The 16,739-nt window shown below is 70.0% G+C and carries 13 protein-coding genes, 4 tRNA genes and 1 pseudogene; 8 read left to right on the forward strand and 10 right to left on the reverse strand.

Annotated elements, in window-relative coordinates:
- Nucleotides 1-23 precede the first annotated feature (23 nt).
- Nucleotides 24-1,103: a phosphoribosylformylglycinamidine cyclo-ligase gene (purM, locus tag FVS66_RS06185; RefSeq protein WP_149179979.1), complete on the forward strand. Its 1,080-nt coding sequence runs from the start codon at nt 24-26 to the stop codon at nt 1,101-1,103.
- 57 nt (nt 1,104-1,160) lie between these two features.
- On the opposite strand, the gene FVS66_RS06190 is transcribed toward purM, so the two are convergent.
- Nucleotides 1,161-1,412: a DUF3073 domain-containing protein gene (locus tag FVS66_RS06190; RefSeq protein ID WP_149179980.1), complete on the reverse strand. Its 252-nt coding sequence runs from the start codon at nt 1,410-1,412 to the stop codon at nt 1,161-1,163.
- A gap of 459 nt (nt 1,413-1,871) precedes the next feature.
- Nucleotides 1,872-2,954: a Glu/Leu/Phe/Val dehydrogenase dimerization domain-containing protein gene (locus tag FVS66_RS06195; RefSeq protein ID WP_149179981.1), complete on the reverse strand. Its 1,083-nt coding sequence runs from the start codon at nt 2,952-2,954 to the stop codon at nt 1,872-1,874.
- Nucleotides 2,955-3,106: 152 nt separating this feature from the next.
- Here FVS66_RS06195 and FVS66_RS06200 point away from each other — a divergent pair, with 152 nt between their 5' ends.
- Together FVS66_RS06200 and bldC are read left to right on the forward strand one after the other, a co-directional pair.
- Entirely contained in the window at nt 3,107-3,961 is an 855-nt protein-coding gene (locus FVS66_RS06200) for a hypothetical protein (protein ID WP_149179982.1), read from the forward strand.
- 530 nt (nt 3,962-4,491) lie between these two features.
- Nucleotides 4,492-4,698, forward strand: coding sequence for a developmental transcriptional regulator BldC (bldC, locus tag FVS66_RS06205; protein WP_003949541.1), 207 nt, complete (start codon nt 4,492-4,494; stop codon nt 4,696-4,698).
- Nucleotides 4,699-5,039: 341 nt separating this feature from the next.
- Here bldC and FVS66_RS06210 read toward each other — a convergent pair whose 3' ends face one another.
- From FVS66_RS06210 to hrpA, 3 genes are all read right to left on the reverse strand, one after another.
- A complete protein-coding gene (locus FVS66_RS06210) occupies nt 5,040-5,306 on the reverse strand; it encodes a DUF6274 family protein (protein WP_149179983.1) in 267 nt (88 codons plus the stop codon).
- A 213-nt stretch (nt 5,307-5,519) separates the two neighbouring features.
- A tRNA-Asp gene (locus tag FVS66_RS06215) sits at nt 5,520-5,594 on the reverse strand.
- A gap of 142 nt (nt 5,595-5,736) precedes the next feature.
- Nucleotides 5,737-9,711 carry an ATP-dependent RNA helicase HrpA gene (gene hrpA, locus FVS66_RS06220; protein WP_149179984.1) on the reverse strand — a complete coding sequence of 1,325 codons (3,975 nt, stop codon included), beginning with the start codon at nt 9,709-9,711 and terminating at the stop codon, nt 5,737-5,739.
- A 109-nt stretch (nt 9,712-9,820) separates the two neighbouring features.
- Between hrpA and FVS66_RS06225 the strand changes: the two genes are divergently transcribed.
- The 3 genes from FVS66_RS06225 to FVS66_RS06235 are packed head-to-tail and all read left to right on the forward strand — an operon-like array spanning nt 9,821 to nt 11,986.
- Complete coding sequence (locus tag FVS66_RS06225) at nt 9,821-10,327, forward strand: hypothetical protein (RefSeq protein ID WP_149179985.1); 507 nt, start codon at nt 9,821-9,823, stop codon at nt 10,325-10,327.
- Between the two features lie 55 nt (nt 10,328-10,382).
- Nucleotides 10,383-11,165, forward strand: a complete 783-nt coding sequence (locus FVS66_RS06230; RefSeq protein WP_149179986.1) for a DsbA family protein — start codon at nt 10,383-10,385, stop codon at nt 11,163-11,165.
- Complete coding sequence (locus FVS66_RS06235) at nt 11,162-11,986, forward strand: cytochrome c biogenesis CcdA family protein (protein ID WP_149179987.1); 825 nt, start codon at nt 11,162-11,164, stop codon at nt 11,984-11,986. Before FVS66_RS06230 ends, FVS66_RS06235 begins: the two co-directional genes overlap by 4 nt.
- Nucleotides 11,987-12,119: 133 nt before the next feature.
- On the opposite strand, the gene FVS66_RS06240 is transcribed toward FVS66_RS06235, so the two are convergent.
- The 5 genes from FVS66_RS06240 to FVS66_RS06260 form a co-directional block, all read right to left on the reverse strand.
- Nucleotides 12,120-12,193: transfer RNA gene (locus tag FVS66_RS06240), tRNA-Phe, on the reverse strand.
- Between the two features lie 22 nt (nt 12,194-12,215).
- A tRNA-Asp gene (locus FVS66_RS06245) sits at nt 12,216-12,290 on the reverse strand.
- A gap of 39 nt (nt 12,291-12,329) precedes the next feature.
- Nucleotides 12,330-12,402 (reverse strand) — tRNA-Glu (locus FVS66_RS06250).
- Nucleotides 12,403-12,483: 81 nt separating this feature from the next.
- The gene (locus FVS66_RS06255) at nt 12,484-14,085 is read right to left on the reverse strand and encodes a metallophosphoesterase (protein ID WP_149179988.1); all 1,602 of its coding nucleotides are present in this window, start codon (nt 14,083-14,085) and stop codon (nt 12,484-12,486) included.
- Between the two features lie 186 nt (nt 14,086-14,271).
- Nucleotides 14,272-14,622 carry a metallopeptidase family protein gene (locus FVS66_RS06260; protein ID WP_149179989.1) on the reverse strand — a complete coding sequence of 117 codons (351 nt, stop codon included), beginning with the start codon at nt 14,620-14,622 and terminating at the stop codon, nt 14,272-14,274.
- A 267-nt stretch (nt 14,623-14,889) separates the two neighbouring features.
- Here FVS66_RS06260 and FVS66_RS06265 point away from each other — a divergent pair, with 267 nt between their 5' ends.
- A complete protein-coding gene (locus FVS66_RS06265; RefSeq protein ID WP_149179990.1) occupies nt 14,890-15,930 on the forward strand; it encodes a vWA domain-containing protein in 1,041 nt (346 codons plus the stop codon).
- Between the two features lie 446 nt (nt 15,931-16,376).
- Nucleotides 16,377-16,739: pseudogene (locus FVS66_RS06270) on the forward strand (hypothetical protein); the annotation flags it as partial.

Below are 16,739 nucleotides of genomic sequence, written 5' to 3' on the forward strand. Positions count from 1 at the left end.
TACGACACGAAAGTTCTGTAGCCATGTCTCAGGCCACCAGTGCCACGGGCGGCGCAAGCTACGCCGCCGCGGGCGTCGACATCGAAGCAGGTGACCGCGCCGTCGAGCTGATGAAGGAGTGGGTGCGGAAGACGCAGCGCCCCGAGGTCCTCGGCGGCCTCGGCGGCTTCGCCGGCCTCTTCGACGCCTCCGCCCTCAAGCGCTACGAGCGTCCGCTCCTCGCCTCCGCCACCGACGGCGTCGGCACGAAGGTCGACATCGCCCGCCGTATGGGCGTGTACGACACGATCGGCCACGACCTGGTCGCCATGGTCATGGACGACATCGTCGTCTGCGGTGCCGAGCCGCTCTTCATGACCGACTACATCTGCGTCGGCAAGGTCCACCCCGAGCGGGTCGCCGGCATCGTCAAGGGCATCGCCGAGGGCTGCGTCCTCGCGGGCTGTGCCCTGGTCGGCGGCGAGACCGCCGAGCACCCCGGCCTGCTGGGCCCGGACGACTTCGACGTGGCCGGCGCCGGCACCGGTGTGGTCGAGGCGGACCGCCTGCTCGGCGCCGATCGCATCCGTACGGGTGACGTGGTCATCGCCATGGCGTCGTCGGGCCTTCACTCCAACGGGTACTCGCTTGTCCGCCACGTGCTGTTCGACCGGGCCGGTATGGCCCTGGAGCAGCAGGTGGACGAGCTCGGCCGGACCCTCGGCGAGGAGCTTCTGGAGCCGACCAAGATCTACTCGCTGGACTGCCTGGCGCTCACCCGGACCACCGACGTGCACGCGTTCAGCCACATCACCGGTGGCGGCCTCGCCGCGAACCTGGCCCGGGTCATCCCGGACCACCTCCACGCCACGGTCGACCGGTCGGCCTGGGCCCCCGGCGCGATCTTCGACCTGGTCGGCAAGGCCGGTCAGGTGGAGCGTCTGGAGCTGGAGAAGACCCTGAACATGGGTGTCGGCATGATGGCCGTCGTGCCCGCCGACTCGGTGGACGTGGCGCTGGCCACGCTCGCGGACCGGGGCGTCGACGCCTGGGTCGCCGGTGAGATCACCGAGCGCGGGGACCACACCGACGGTGCCGCCCTCACGGGTGACTACGCGAGCTGAACAGCACAGAACCCGGTCCGGGGCATTGCCCCGGACCGGGTCTGAAGAGTGCAGGCGTCAAGCGCCGCGACGCTGGGACGACGGGCCGGACTCTTCGTCCTCGTCCTCGTCGTCGTTGTACAACTCCGCGTAGCGGGCGTACGGGTCGTCTTCCTCGTCGTCGTCCTCGAACGGCTCTCCGTTCGGAGGCTGACTCGAAGTCGATGCGCCCAGCTCGCTGGCCAGACGTGTGAGGTCCGTCCCACCGCTGTTGTACTTCAGCTGGCGGGCGACCTTCGTCTGCTTGGCCTTGGCCCGGCCGCGCCCCATGGCTCGACCCCCTCGGTGACGGGGCTCGACGGCCCCAGAGTCTTGACACGCGTTCATGGTGTGGGACGGACTCTCCGTGGAGAGACCGGCCCGGGCTTCAACGGTACCTGCTTCCGCGGCCATACGGTACGCCGCCCGCATGACGTGCCTCGGAGCCGAACCGGCGAGGCGCCCCGTCCTCGCTGGTCAGCTGCGATTTTAACCTCTTCTCGAGGTCGACCCGCCGACCGGCGTGAGTCTTCTCTCTCTGAGAGCGAACGCATGTCTGTACGAACGCACGAGTACGGAGAGTGTCCCAAAGGTACCGACGTGGAGGCACGGTGCCGTCCGCCGGGCGGTCGTGTCAAGGACGCCTCGCCCGGCGAACGCACTCTCCGGCCACTCCGCGGCCACCGGTCGGACGCCGGTCGGACGCCCCGCGGGATATCTCTGGGGATATCCCGCGGACCTGTTTCGGACCTACTTGCGGCGGGCCTCGGCCATCCGCTGCTCGGCGATCCGGTCGGCCGCCTCGGCCGGCGGAATGCCATCCGTCTTCGCACGTGCGAATATCGCCAGCGTGGTGTCGAAGATCTTTGTGGCCTTCGCCTTGCACCGGTCGAAGTCGAAGCCGTGCAGCTCGTCGGCGACCTGGATCACGCCGCCCGCGTTGACGACGTAGTCCGGCGCGTAGAGGATCCCGCGGTCCGCGAGGTCCTTCTCCACACCCAGGTGCGCGAGCTGGTTGTTGGCCGCGCCGCACACCACCTTCGCCGTCAGGACGGGCACGGTGTCGTCGTTCAGGGCACCGCCGAGGGCGCAGGGGGCGTAGATGTCCAGGCCCTCGGTCCTGATCAGCGCGTCGGTGTCGGCGGCCACGGCGACCTGCGGGAACCGGTCGGTGATCCGGCGCACCGACTCCTCCCGCACATCCGTGACGACGACCTCGGCACCGTCCTGGATCAGATGCTCGACCAGGTGGTGGCCGACCTTGCCGACGCCCGCGACGCCGACCTTGCGGCCGCGCAGCGTCGGGTCGCCCCACAGGTGCTGGGCGGAGGCGCGCATGCCCTGGAAGACGCCGAACGCGGTGAGGACCGAGGAGTCGCCGGCGCCGCCGTTCTCGGGCGAGCGGCCGGTCGTCCAGCGGCACTCGCGGGCCACGACGTCCATGTCGGCGACGTATGTGCCGACGTCGCAGGCCGTGACGTACCGGCCGCCGAGCGAGGCCACCATGCGGCCGTACGCGAGCAGCAGCTCCTCCGTCTTGATCTGCTCCGGGTCGCCGATGATCACGGCCTTGCCGCCGCCGTGCTCCAGGCCGGCCAGGGCGTTCTTGTACGACATCCCCCGGGAGAGGTTCAGCGCGTCCAGGACGGCGCCTTCCTCGGAGGCGTACGGGTAGAAGCGGGTGCCGCCGAGGGCGGGGCCCAGGGCGGTCGAGTGGATGGCGATGACGGCCTTCAGTCCGGAGGCGCGGTCCTGGCACAGCACGACTTGCTCGTGGCCGCCCTGCTCCGAGCGGAACAGGGTGTGCAGGACGCCGTCGGTCACATCGGTCACGGTGGTGACTCCCAAGTACGAAGCGGCGATTTAGGCCCTCCTGCGGGTGGGGAGGACCTGTTCGGCAAGAGAGTAAGTCCTACCTGGGCGTAGATCCGACGCAGTGCGCAGGATCACCCCCTGGCGGAGTACGGGCGTGGAAGGATTTCCGCATGCCGGCTGCCTCCTCGATCCTCGTCCCCTACGCCTCCTACCTGCGGGTGTACGAGCCGCTGGCCGCTTTTCCCGAGCCCGAGCGGGGCCACTGGGCCCGCTACGCGCGACGCGCCCTGCGCGGCGAGACCCCGACGGCGCAGGACGAGCTGCGCCGCGCGCTCGCCGATCTGCTGCCGACGCCGCCGGTTCCCGTGCCGGTGCACGAGAGCGGCGACGCGTTCGTGGTGGAGAGGGACGGGGTGGTGTGTGTCTGCCCGTGGCGCACCAGGCTGCGCGGCTGGCTGGCCCTGGAGGAGCTGCCGGAGCTGCTGCCGGAGCCGGTCCTGGACGCGGTGCTGCCTCAGGTGGTGCGGGACCAGGCGGCGGCGGACTACGAGCGGTGGCGGGAGCGGAACCCGGACGCGCGGCCGTGGATCAGGAGCGCGGTCTGGCAGGTGCCGGTCCGTTGGTTCGTGCTCTTCGCGGACGAGGAACGGGAGTACGTGCCGGGGGACGGCGACGGCAAGCCGTCGCTGCTCCGCTACCGGACGCCGATGGTGCAGGCTCGGCGGCGCGTCGCACGGTCGCTGAAGACGCTGCGCGAGTCGGTCGACGAGGGGCCGCTGACCGAGGGCCTGGTGGATGTGGGGCGGTGGCTGGAGGAGTTCCATCCGCGTTCGCTGGTGGAACTGGACTACGGCGGCCTGGTGCACGCCCTGTCCGCCGAGCAGCTGGCCGGGGACCGGTCGGTGGCGGATGTCACAGCGGGCATCGCCGCGCTGCGGGCCGGGGACGGCGCGGGCGCGGGGGTGGCGTACGAGCGGCTCGCGGACCGGTGGCGCGCGGTGCGGAATCTGCAGTTCGCCAACTGAAGCTGTTGCGCCCGGCGCTGTTCCGTCTGATGCTGTTGCGTCCAGTGCTGTGGCGACTGAGTCTGGTGTGACGTCCGGGCCGGGAAGGCCGTAGGTCCCGATCCGGGCCTTTGTCTCAAGGGTGATGGATCGCACTAACAGCGGCTCTTGCGTCCATCGCCCAACCTCATGCCAAAATAGGACAAGGAGCCCGGGGAGGGCTCCTTCCGTCCAAGTATGGGTGGAAGGCTCAGCATTGCACGCTATGGGGGGTCTGGTGGCTCCTGATCGCTCTGTGACTGATCGTCACTGTGACGTGACTGTCCGCTATGGCATGGTCCATTGGCTTCCGCCGCTGATGGACACCTGAGAGGGCAATTCCATCGGTTTGGCCGAACGTGGCTGGACAGATGGTGTAGTTGTAGTGCCGAGGACAAGCCGTTCGTCCTATAACCGACTCGGCCTGCGTCTGCCATTTCGGGCAACGCGGGTCAAGGTGCAGAATTTAGAGGAAAGAACCGAGAACGTCGGTTCTCCCGAGGAGGCCGCTCATGACCGCTCGCACCCCTGATGCTGAGCCGCTGCTTACGCCCGCTGAGGTCGCCACGATGTTCCGCGTGGACCCGAAGACGGTGACCCGCTGGGCGAAGGCCGGCAAGCTCACGTCCATCCGCACGCTGGGTGGACATCGCCGGTACCGCGAGGCAGAGGTCCGTGCGCTGCTCGCGGGTATTCCGCAGCAGCGTAGCGAGGCCTGAACACCCCTGTTTCACCGGGTACGTCCGGGTCCCCCAACCTGGATCGCCCACCCCGAGCACCACTGACGGCCGCCCGCCCCAACGGGCCGAAGTCATCGATCGCGCTGGACTCCGCCGGGTCCGGCGCGATCTTTTTGTGCGCGGAGAGGGTCGCGCGGAGGGTGGTGAGGGGCTGGTGCGCGGTCGTTTCGGGGTCGTGCGGGGTGAAGTGCAATTGCACGTATTAAATTGGCCTGTTGTAGGGACTGCGTAAGTTAAGCGGTTTCTAAAAAAGGTCTCGTGACTCCCGTCACAGTGTCAGGGCCTTGCCAAGCGGTCGACGGGAGGGTTCCGGAGGGCGGTCAACAGCCCTCCGGGCAGGGTTCCGTGGGCCATTCGGCTCCGGTGGCGGGATGGGCCGGAGACGGGTGTTCGGCCAGCTGGGTGAGCTCGGCGAGCTCCGCATGCTCGGCGAGCTGAGTCAGCTCGGTGTGCTCGGTGAGCTCGGCGAGCTGGGCCAGGCGGTGACAGACGGCGCAGCGCCGGGTGAGGTGGCGGTAGCCGGCCGCGGCCGCCAGGTGGGCACGCAGGAGGGCGCGGGTCTCGTGCCTGGCCGTGGCTGCCGCCATGCGGTCACCTCCAGAGAAGGGCGCGGGTGCCCTGTTGATTGAGTACTCGGCCCAACTCCCCCCGTCAAGACGGAGGGCCACCCTCCAGCCACCCAGAGTGGCGCTCTCCCGCCTGACGCCCCGTCGGTCGAGCCCCCGAATCCCGCCGCGGTCCGACGGCCGGGACAACGACGAAGGGCCCGCACCATCGGTGCGGGCCCTTCGTATCTACTGCGGTCCTGACGGGATTTGAACCCGCGGCCTCCACCTTGACAGGGTGGCGAGCACTCCAAACTGCTCCACAGGACCAGGTTTCGCAGCGCGTCGTTCTTGGCTGCGAGAAAGACTGTACAGCAGGTCAGAGCGTGCGGTCGAACTCACTCAAGGCGACCGCACCGTCACGGCGGCGTCACTGCGACGGTGTCACTGCGACGGTGTGAGGGCGGCGGCGTCAGGGCGCCGCCGCGTCGATCGCCTTCACGATCCGCTTGTCCGACACCGGGTATGCCGTGCCCAGCGCGTGCGCGAAGTAGCTGACCCGGAGTTCCTCGATCATCCAGCGGATGTCCAGGACCTCCTGCGGGACCGGGCGTCCCTTCGGGAACTGCTCCAGCAGCCACGCGTACTCGTCCTGCATCTCGTGGACCTTCTCCATGCGCGTGGTGTCGCGCTGCACGGACGTGGGCATCTGCTGGAGCCGCCGGTCGACCGCCACCAGGTACCGCATCAGGTCGGGCAGCCGGCGCAGGCCCGTCGACGTCACGAAGCCGGCCGGCATCAGGCCCGCCAGCTGCTCGCGTACATCCGCGACGTTGTTCACCAGCACCAGGCTGTTCGTGGCCTTCAGCCGTCGCTCGCACGCCTGCCAGGCGGCCAGGATCTGCTGGACCCGGTCCACCGTACGGATCGTCAGCTCGACGAGGTCGGCGCGGACCTTGTCGTACAGCTTCCGGTACGACTCCTCGTCCCACGCGGGCCCGCCGTGGTCGGCTATCAGCCGGTCCGCCGCCGCGGTCGAGCAGTCGTCGAACAGGGCCTGGACGGAGCCGTGCGGGTTGCGGGACAGGGCGAGCTTCTGCTGGTTCGTCAGCTTGTCGGACGCGAACTTCGCCGGGTTGACCGGAATGTTCAGCATGATCAGCTTCCGAGTGCCCTGCCACATGGCCCGCGCCTGCTCGGCCTCCGTGTCGAAGAGCCGTACGGCGACCGTCTCGCCCTGGTCGACGAGTGCCGGGTACGCCTTGACCGGGTGGCCGGCCCATCCCCGGGCTTTCGACTTCGTTCGAGCGGGGGAGACCCCGTCGGTCTCGAAGACGCGCGTCAGGGTGCCGATCGTCCAGTCCGTGAGGCCCGTGCGCTCCAGGGACTGGCCGGAGCCCGACGGGCCCGCCGTGGCGGCCGCGGCGGCCTTGGAGAGTGCCTGACGGGCCTTCGGGCGCAGCTTCAGCTTCAGCGCCTCCAGGTCCTTGTCCTCGGCCAGTTTCCGGCGCCGCTCGTCAATGATCCGGAACGTGATCTTCAGGTGGTCGGGGACCCTCGTCAGGTCGAAGTCGTCGGCGTTCACCGGCACGCCCACCATGCGGTGCAGCTCGCGGGCGAGGGTGGCCGTCAGGGGCTCCTGGAGGGGGACGGCACGCTCCAGGAACGCCTTCGCGAAGTTCGGTGCCGGTACGTAGTTGCGGCGGATCGGCTTCGGGAGGGAGCGGATCAGCTCCGTCACGACCTCCTCCCGCAGCCCCGGGATCTGCCAGTCGAAGCCCTCGTCCGTGACCTGGTTCAGGACCTGGAGCGGTATGTGGACGGTCACTCCGTCCGCGTCCGCGCCCGGCTCGAACTGGTACGTCACCCGGAACTTCAGTCGGCCCTGCCGCCACGAGTCCGGGTAGTCGTCCTTGGTGACCGCCCCGGCGCGCTCGTTGATGAGCATCTCCCGCTCGAAGTCGAGCAGCTCGGGCTCGTCCTGGCGCTTGTGCTTCCACCAGGAGTCGAAGTGCGCGCCCGACACCACATGCTCGGGCACCCGCTGGTCGTAGAAGTCGAAGAGCGTCTCGTCGTCGACGAGGATGTCGCGGCGCCGCGCCCGGTGCTCGAGCTCCTCGACCTCGGTGAGGAGCTTGCGGTTGTCGGCGAAGAACTTGTGGTGCGTGCGCCAGTCGCCCTCCACCAGCGCGTGGCGGATGAACAGCTCCCGCGACACCTCCGGGTCGATCCGACCGTAGTTGACCTTGCGCTGGGCGACGATCGGCACGCCGTACAGCGTGACCTTCTCGTACGCCATGACGGCCGCCTGGTCCTTCTCCCAGTGCGGCTCCGAGTAAGTGCGCTTCAGCAGGTGCGCGGCGAGGGGCTCGATCCACTCGGGCTCGATCTTCGCGTTGACGCGCGCCCAGAGCCGCGACGTCTCGACGAGCTCGGCCGACATCACGAACCGCGGCGGCTTCTTGAACAGCGCCGATCCGGGGAAGACCGCGAACTTGGCGCTGCGCGCGCCCAGGTACTCGTTCTTCGCGCCTTCCTTGATGTCCTTCATGCCGACGTGGGAGAGGAGTCCGGCCAGCAGCGAGACATGGATCTGCTGGTCGCCCGCGTCGTCCTCGTTGAGGTGTATGCCCATCTGCTTGGCGACCGTACGCAGCTGCGTATAGATGTCCTGCCATTCGCGGACGCGCAGATAGTTGAGGTACTCGGACTTGCACATCCGGCGGAACGCCGACGAGGAGAGGGCCTTCTGCTGCTCGCGGACGTACCGCCAGAGGTTGAGGAAGGCGAGGAAGTCGGAGGTCTCGTCCTTGAAGCGGGCGTGCTGCTGGTCGGCCTGCGCCTGCTTCTCCGCGGGCCGCTCGCGCGGGTCCTGGATCGACAGGGCGGCGGCGATGACCATGACTTCCCGTACGCAGCCGTTCTTGTCCGCCTCCAGGACCATGCGGGCCAGGCGGGGGTCGACGGGCAGCTGGGCCAGCTTGCGGCCGAGCTGCGTGAGCCGCTTCCTCGGGTCCTTCTGTGCCGGGTCGAGCGCCCCGAGCTCCTGGAGGAGCTGCACGCCGTCACGGATGTTGCGGTGGTCCGGCGGGTCGATGAAGGGGAACTTCTCGATGTCGCCGAGGCCGGCCGCGGTCATCTGGAGGATGACGGACGCCAGGTTCGTACGGAGGATCTCCGCATCCGTGAACTCCGGCCGGGCGAGGAAGTCGTCCTCGGAGTACAGCCGGATGCAGATGCCGTCGCTGGTGCGGCCGCAGCGGCCCTTGCGCTGGTTGGCGCTGGCCTGGCTGACCGGCTCGATCGGCAGGCGCTGCACCTTGGTGCGGTGGCTGTAGCGGGAGATCCGGGCGGTGCCCGGGTCGATCACGTACTTGATGCCGGGGACCGTCAGGGACGTCTCGGCGACGTTCGTGGCGAGGACGATGCGGCGGCCGGAGTGCCGCTGGAAGACGCGGTGCTGCTCGGCGTGCGAGAGACGGGCGTAGAGCGGCAGCACCTCGGTGTCGCGGAGCTTCTTCTTGAGGAGCGCGTCCGCCGTGTCGCGGATCTCCCGCTCGCCGGAGAGGAAGACCAGGACATCGCCCGGGCCCTCGGCCTGGAGCTCGTCGACGGCGTCGCAGATCGCGGTGATCTGGTCGCGGTCGGCCTCGTCCGACTCCTCCTCCAGGAGGGGCCGGTAGCGCACCTCGACCGGGTACGTACGGCCGCTGACCTCGACGATCGGCGCGTCGCCGAAGTGCCGGGAGAACCGCTCGGGGTCGATGGTCGCGGAGGTGATCACGACCTTGAGGTCGGGGCGCCTGGGCAGCAGCCGGGCGAGGTAGCCGAGCAGGAAGTCGATGTTGAGGGACCGCTCGTGGGCCTCGTCGATGATGATCGTGTCGTACGCGCGCAGCTCGCGGTCCGTCTGGATCTCGGCGAGCAGGATGCCGTCCGTCATCAGCTTCACGAAGGTGTCGGACCCGACCTGGTCGGTGAACCGGACCTTCCAGCCGACCGCCTCGCCGAGCGGCGTCCTCAGCTCCTCCGCCACGCGCTCCGCGACGGTGCGGGCGGCGATCCGGCGGGGCTGGGTGTGCCCGATCATGCCGCGTACGCCGCGGCCGAGCTCCAGGCAGATCTTCGGGATCTGCGTCGTCTTGCCGGAGCCCGTCTCACCGGCGACGATCACGACCTGGTGGTCGCGTATCGCCTCCAGGATGTCGTCCTTCTTCTGGCTGACGGGCAGCTGCTCGGGGTACGTGACCTCGGGCACGCGGGCCGCCCGCCCGGCGGAACCGGCCGCGGCCTTCGCCGCCTCCGCGGCGATCTCGTCCAGGACGGCCTGCCTGGCCTCGGGCTTACGGATGCGGCGGGCGCCTTCGAGACGGCGGCCGAGCCGGTGTGCGTCGCGCAGCGAGACCTCGGCCAGCAGAGTCTGGAGGTCGGCGAAGGAAGTAGACATACCGTGTCCCAGGATCTCACCCCCGGCTCCGGAGTGGCGAACCCATTTCCCCGTACCATTTCGGGCGAGCCGCACATCCACGCCCCGCCACCGGAAGGCCCCCCGCTCCATGCCCCGAACCGACGCCCGCCCGAGCCGCGTGGCGGTGGCGGCGCTGGTGCTGGTGGGGGCGCTGCTGGGGCTGGTGCTGTGCGCGGGCCAGGGGGCGTCGGCGGTGGCGGCGGCGGACGAGGGACCGCCGAACGCGGCCCGTGATGTCACGTCTGTCACGTCTGTCACTTCTGCCACCCGCGCCACCGGCGCCACCGCTGTCATCGACGGTGGCGGCACTGTCGGCGATGACGGCGGTGACGGCGGTGACGGCGCTCCGGCCTACGGACAGGGCGGCCCGCCCGGCTGCGGGAACGGCTCGCCGTCCGACGACGGTGGCCTGGCCCCGGCGGCGCCGCCGCGCGGCTCGACCCCGGGCGAGCTGCTGCCGGCGCTGTACGACGGGCGCGGCGCCGTCGGGGGCGCCTGGTGCGGGGCGTGGGCGGTCACCGTGATCAGCCCGGAACGGGCGCCGCCCGAACTCGTACCGCCCTCTCCGATGGACCTGTCGATCCTGCGCGTGTAGCGGCGGCTCCTCTGTCGCCGAGTTCCCCTTACCTACACACCGCAGGAGTTTCGCCATGCCCAAGAAGTCACCGTCCAAGTCCTCCCTCAAGCCGTACGCCATAGGTGCGGGGGTCGCGGCGGCCGCCGCACTGCTCGCGTTCGCGTCGTACACCGCGACGAAGCCGGCGGACCGAGCGGACGGAACACCTGCCTCCGCGTCGGCGCAGGCATCGGGCGAGCCGGAGGCGGGCGTCTACCCGGAGTTGGAGAAGCTCGCGCGGCGGGAGGCGGGGGACGGGCTCGCGGTGGGCCGCGCGGACGCGCCGGTGGTGCTGATCGAGTACGCGGACTTCAAGTGCGGCTACTGCGGGAAGTTCGCCCGCGACACCGAGCCGGAGCTGATAAGGCAGTACGTCGAGAAGGGAGTGCTTCGCATCGAGTGGCGGAACTTCCCGATCTTCGGCGAGGAGTCGGAGGCCGCCGCGCGGGCCGCGTGGGCGGCGGGGCAGCAGGGCCGGTTCTGGGAGTTCCACCGCGCGGCGTACGCGGAGGGCGCGAAGGACCAGGGCTTCGGCAAGGACCGCCTGACGGCCCTGGCGAAGGAGGCGGGCGTGCCCGACCTCGGCCGCTTCACCCGTGATCTGGACGGCGATGCGGCGCTGAAGGCGGTGTCGCGGGACCAGCAGGAGGGGTACGGGCTGGGGACGACGTCCACGCCGTCGTTCCTGATCAACGGGCGGCCGATCGCGGGCGCGCAGCCGCTGGAGACGTTCACGGCCGCGATCGACGCCGCTGCGGGCGCGGCGGGGGCTGCGGGCGCGGCGGGCGCTTCCGGCGCGGCGGGGGCCGGACGGTGACGGACATCGGCTATCTGGCCGCGTTCCTGGGCGGCCTGCTGGCGCTGCTGAGCCCGTGCAGCGCGCTGCTGCTGCCGGCGTTCTTCGCGTACTCGATCGACACGACGGCCCGGCTGGTGGCCCGTACGGGCATCTTCTACGCCGGCCTCGCGACGACACTCGTCCCACTGGGCGCGGCGGGTTCGCTGGCGGGCCGCTTCTTCCACGGCAACAGGGACGTCCTGGTCTCGGCCGGCGGCTGGCTGATCATCGCCCTGGGCGCGGCGCAGATCCTGGGCATGGGCTTCGCACCGCGCCGGATCGCCGAGGCGAGCGGTCGGATACGCCCGACGACGGCGGTGTCGGTGTACGCGCTGGGCCTGGTGTACGGCCTTGCGGGCTTCTGCGCGGGCCCGATCCTCGGCAGCGTCCTGACGGTCGCGGCGCTGGGCGGCAGCCCGGTGTACGGGGGCCTGCTCCTGGCGGTGTACGCGCTCGGCATGGCGGTGCCGCTGTTCCTGCTGGCCCTGCTGTGGGACCGGTACGACCTGGGCCGCCGCGGCTGGCTGCGCGGCCGCCCCGTACGCCTCGGGCGCCTGCACCTGCACACCACGTCCCTCCTGTCGGGCGCATTCTTCATCCTGCTGGGCACCCTGTTCCTGGCCTTCGACGGCACAACCGCTCTGCCGGGCCTCCTGTCGGTGGACGCCACGTTCGCGGCCGAACAGCGGGCGGCCGCCCTGGGCCGCGCGATCCCGGACTGGCTCCTCCTCCTGGCCGTCGTCGCGCTCGCGGCGGTCACCCTGGGCGTCCGGGGCTGGCGCCACCGCGACCGCGCGTGAGCCCACCGGCCCCGCAGAACCCGAAGAGCCCTGCCCCACGGGACTTTGGTCCCAGGGGCAGGGCTCTTCGGGTGTCGGTGCGTCCGAGTACGACGAAGGGGCCCCGTCGTGATGACAGGGCCCCTTCGGGCTGTGGCTGGGGCCGGGGTCGAACCGGCGACCTTCCGCTTTTCAGGCGGACGCTCGTACCAACTGAGCTACCCAGCCACGCGGCTCTTTCGAGCCACAGCGGTCCTGACGGGATTTGAACCCGCGGCCTCCACCTTGACAGGGTGGCGAGCACTCCAAACTGCTCCACAGGACCAAGCTTCGTGCGAGCACCAGTCTCGCACAAGGTGATGCGTGCCCCCAACGGGATTCGAACCCGTGCTACCGCCTTGAAAGGGCGGCGTCCTGGGCCACTAGACGATGAGGGCTAAGGGCCCGCCTGGGCGCCTCGTCAGCGCGTCGGGGACGTGTGAAGCATATGGGATGCGGGGGCGGTTCGCCAAAACGGTTTACGTGGGGGGTGGCGAGAGCGACGGCGGGCGGGGGCTCGGGGTGGGTTCCATGCCCGGAATAATCTCTTCCGGGATCCGGCGTGCGACCTCCGCCGTGGTCAGCCCCAGGCCGCCCAGTGTGATCTCGTCCCACGCCTGGAGGCGCCGTGTGTCGCGGTCCAGGTAGAGGACCGACGCGTGGACCCTCTCCGGTTCCTCCTTCTCGACCGCGCGCAGGCCACCGCCGCCCGTCGAGCCCTCGATCTTCAGGCGGGTGCCTTTCGGCAGGATCTCGTTCACGCGGCGGTGGACGTGGCCGGCCAGGACCAGCGGGACCGCGCCGTCCGTCTCGTGCGCCGCGACCGGGTTGTGGGCGACGGCGATGTCCACCGGGGTGCCCGCCCGTGCCTGCGTGCGCAGCGCGTAGGCCAGGGCCCTGCCCGCCGCCCGCTCCGCCCCGTCGCCCGCCGCCACCACCGAGCGGTCCGGAGTGAACTGCGGGTCGCCGATGCCCGCCACCCGTACGCCCGCGACGGTCACGGGCCTGCCTCCGTCCAGCACGTGCACGTTCTCCAGACCCTCCAGGTACTTCTGTGTGGCCGCCGAGTCGTGGTTGCCGCGCACCCAGACGTACGGGGCGCCCAGGTTGCTGATCGGGTTCAGGAAGACGTTCTCCGCGGCGCTGCCGTGGTCCATGGTGTCGCCCGAGTCGATGATCAGGTCGATCCCGTACTGCTCCACGAGCGAGCCGACGATGTGCCAGGACGCCGGGTTCAGATGGATGTCGGAGACGTGCAGGACGCGGATCGTGGCCGGGTCCGGCTGGTACGCCGGGAGCGTCGACGTGGCCTCGTACAGCTTGGTGACGTTGGTGACGAGCCGGGCCAGCTCCTTCTGGTACACGTCGAACTCCGTGACGATCGAGCGGGCGTCGCCGACGACCGAAGGCGCGCTGATCAGGAGGCCGGAGAAGCGCGGCTCCAGGACCGCCTTCGGGTTCCAGGTCGCGTACGCCGACCCCCCGGAAACGGCCAGCAGCCCCAGCGCCAGGCCGCCCGCCGCCAGGGCGCGGCGCGGGCGGCGGTAGACGACGAGGCCGAGGGCGGTGGCGCCGGAGACGACGGCGACGCAGGAGCGGACGGCCAGTTCGCGGGTTCCGTCCGCCACGTCCCGGACGATCTCCTCCTGCAGCCCCGAGAACAGCTCCGGGTGCTCGACCAGGGCCTGGGAGCGGACCGGGTCGAGCTGGTCGACGTTCACGTCGAGGCGGATGGGCGCGGTGTGGGAGTCGAGTTCGAGGGCGCCCAGCGGCGAGACGTTGATCTTCGTGCCGCCGGTGAGGGACGGGCGCAGCGTCATGTTCGTGTCCATCGGACCCACGGGTGTACGGACGTTGCCGACGACCAGCAGGCCGAGCCACGCCCCGGCCAGGACCACGGCGACCAGACCCACGGCGCGCGCGAGGGAGCGCGGGGCGTGGGCTCCGAGTTCTGCCTGGTGGGGCAGTCGGGGGCGGTGGGGGCGGTGGGGGCGGTGGCGGGGGCTGAGGATTCGGCTGAGGCCGCGGCGCAGGGCTTGGGCGCCGCGGGCGTACGTGCCACGGACGACGGCTCGGGCCATTGGGTCCGTATGCCCGCCGGGATGCGGGGCTATGCCCGTACGCGCCCGGCATCCACGACAGTGGCCGGGTGCGGGGATGACGCGCGAGGAGTTCGAGGAACCGGTGGCGGAGGCGCTCGACCGGATCCCCCCGGAGCACGATATGCCGACGGACACCACTCGCGCGGAGTAGTCGCAGGGGCGGGCTTACCCCCAGCCCAGCTCGTGAAGCCGTTCGTCGTCGATGCCGAAGTGGTGGGCGATCTCATGGACCACTGTCACGGCGACCTCGTGCACCACGTCCTCCGCCGTCTCGCAGTAGCGGAGCGTCGGGCCCATGTAGATCGAGATGCGGTCCGGCAGCACACCCGCGTACCACTCCCCGCGCTCCGTGAGCGGTGTGCCCTCGTAGAGTCCCAGTAGCTCAGGGTCGGACGGGTCCGGTTCGTCCTCCACGAACACGGCCACGTTGTCCATGACCCGCGCAAGCTCCGGCGGGATCTTGTCCAGGGCCTCACTCACCAGTTCTTCGAACGCCTCACGCGTCATCTCCAGCACACGGCCATTGTCCGTGACCGCTGTCACTCTCGACGGGAGCAGGTACGGAAAAGCCCCGCCCGGCTGTGTTGCCTGCCGTCGCCGGACGGGCCGCTTGGTGGGTACTCCGCGCGCTCGCCGCACTGCGGGCACCGGCAGAGCGGCCACGCGGAGGTAACAGCCGCCCGTACCCGGTGGTGGGCTCTTCATCCGGCCTGGAGGCCAAGATCGATTGTCAGTGGTGGGTGAGACGGTAGGAGCATCGAGTCGGAAAGAGGGGGAGCCGTCATGTCCGGAAACCAGAACTACATCAATCACGTTGCTCTTGTGTTGGATGCCAGTTCGTCCATGTCGCACCTGAGCCGCAAGGTCGTCGAAGTCGCCGACCAGCAGATTGCATATCTTGCCCGCCGATCGAGGGACCTGGATCAGGAAACCCGCGTCACGGTGTACGTCTTCGCAGACAAGGTGGAGTGCGTCATCTACGACAAGGACGTGCTGCGGATGCCGTCGCTGAAGCAGCTGTACCGGGTCGGTGGAATGACGGCTCTGCTGGCGGCCGCACTGAAGTCACAGCGAGAGCTGGCGCAGACAGCCCAACTGTACGGCGACCACAGCTTCCTGACTTTCGTACTGACCGACGGGCAGGAGAACGCAAGTCATCGCTGTCCGGACGCCCCTACCAGGAACTCACGTGAACTGGTGAAGGCCGTGGCCGAGATGATCGAGACGCAGGAGGACAACTGGACTCTGGCCGTCCTTGTGCCGGACCAGATGGGCAAGCGCGAGGCCATGCAGTGCGGTTTCCCGAAGGAAAACATCGCCATCTGGGACGCAACGAGCACAAAGGGTCTGGAGGAGGCCGGGCAGGTCATCCAGCAGGCCACCGAGAAATTCATGGTGGGCCGCGCCCAGGGCATCCGGGGATCGCGGGCGGTGTTCTCCACGGGTGCGGAGGCGGTCAACAAGGACACCATCGAGGCGGCCGGTCTCACCCCGGTGAATCCGTCGGAGTACCAGCTGATTCCAGTGGCTCGTGACGCGGCGATCCGGGACTGGGTCATCGAAAGCGGGCACACGTACCGTACCGGTTGTGCGTTCTATCAGCTGAGTAAGTCGGAGAAGATCCAGGCGCAGAAGCAGATTGCGGTGCTGGAGAAGAAGACGGACCGGGTGTACGCGGGGCCCGAGGCCCGAGCCCTGCTCGGCCTGCCGGACGTGGAGGTTCGCGTCAAGCCGGACCACAACGACGACTTCACGATCTTCGTACAGAGCACCAGCGTGAACCGGAAGCTCATACCGCACACGCGGCTACTGCTCATGCTCTGACGCCTTGGAAGCCCCGTCGGGTCCCGGAGGCTTCGTCGCTGTCGGGACGGCGTGTAAGAGCGCGTCGGCCGATCTGGCCCCTGCGCCGTGACGCGCAGGTCCATGACCGCCCCCAAGGCGCACCGCACGGCCGCCCGGCCGCCCGAGGAACATACGTGCCGGTACGGGGCTCGTCCACAGGAAAACCACAGTGCCCGGGGGAGCCCCTTCTGTGCTCATCTGGCGCTGCTGAGGTCGGTCGAGGGTGATGTTCTCCGCCTGCGGGCCCTTCTGGCGCCGCCGGGAGTCCATCCGACATCTCGCGGCAAGCCGGTGCCGCCCGGTCGTCATCCGCTCCCGCCTGCACGAACTGGGGTACGGCTGACGCGCCCGCTGTCCGGGCGTGTCCCCCACGGGGCGAGGGGAGTTGGGCAGGGAAACCCTGTCCCCGCCTTGGAGGTGCCCCTGTGCGCCATTTGCCCGCCCCCGTCCGATGGGCCGTCACCGCGGTGGCGGTGGTGGCGTCCGCAGGCTCCGTCAGCGGCTGCATGAGCGTCTCCGACGACGCCGCGCGGCCCCTGCCCACCGAGTCGGTGGACCCCTCCGGGGCGGCGGCGGCCGAGGCGGGCACGGGCCTGCGCGTTCCGGGCGGCGGTCACCACGAGCCGCGCAGCGGCCGGGACCACGACGACACGCCCCACGACGGCGCCGGCGAGAGCGCCGAGCCGTCCCAGGAGCCGTCCTCGTCCGCCGCACCCTCCGCGTCGCCCGCGAAGAGCGGCGCGCCCGGCTCGGGGCCCGGCGGGGAGCCCGCGCCCGGCGCGAGCGGC

It is taken from the genome of Streptomyces sp. TRM49041 (assembly GCF_008271805.1).
GTDB lineage: Bacteria > Actinomycetota > Actinomycetes > Streptomycetales > Streptomycetaceae > Streptomyces.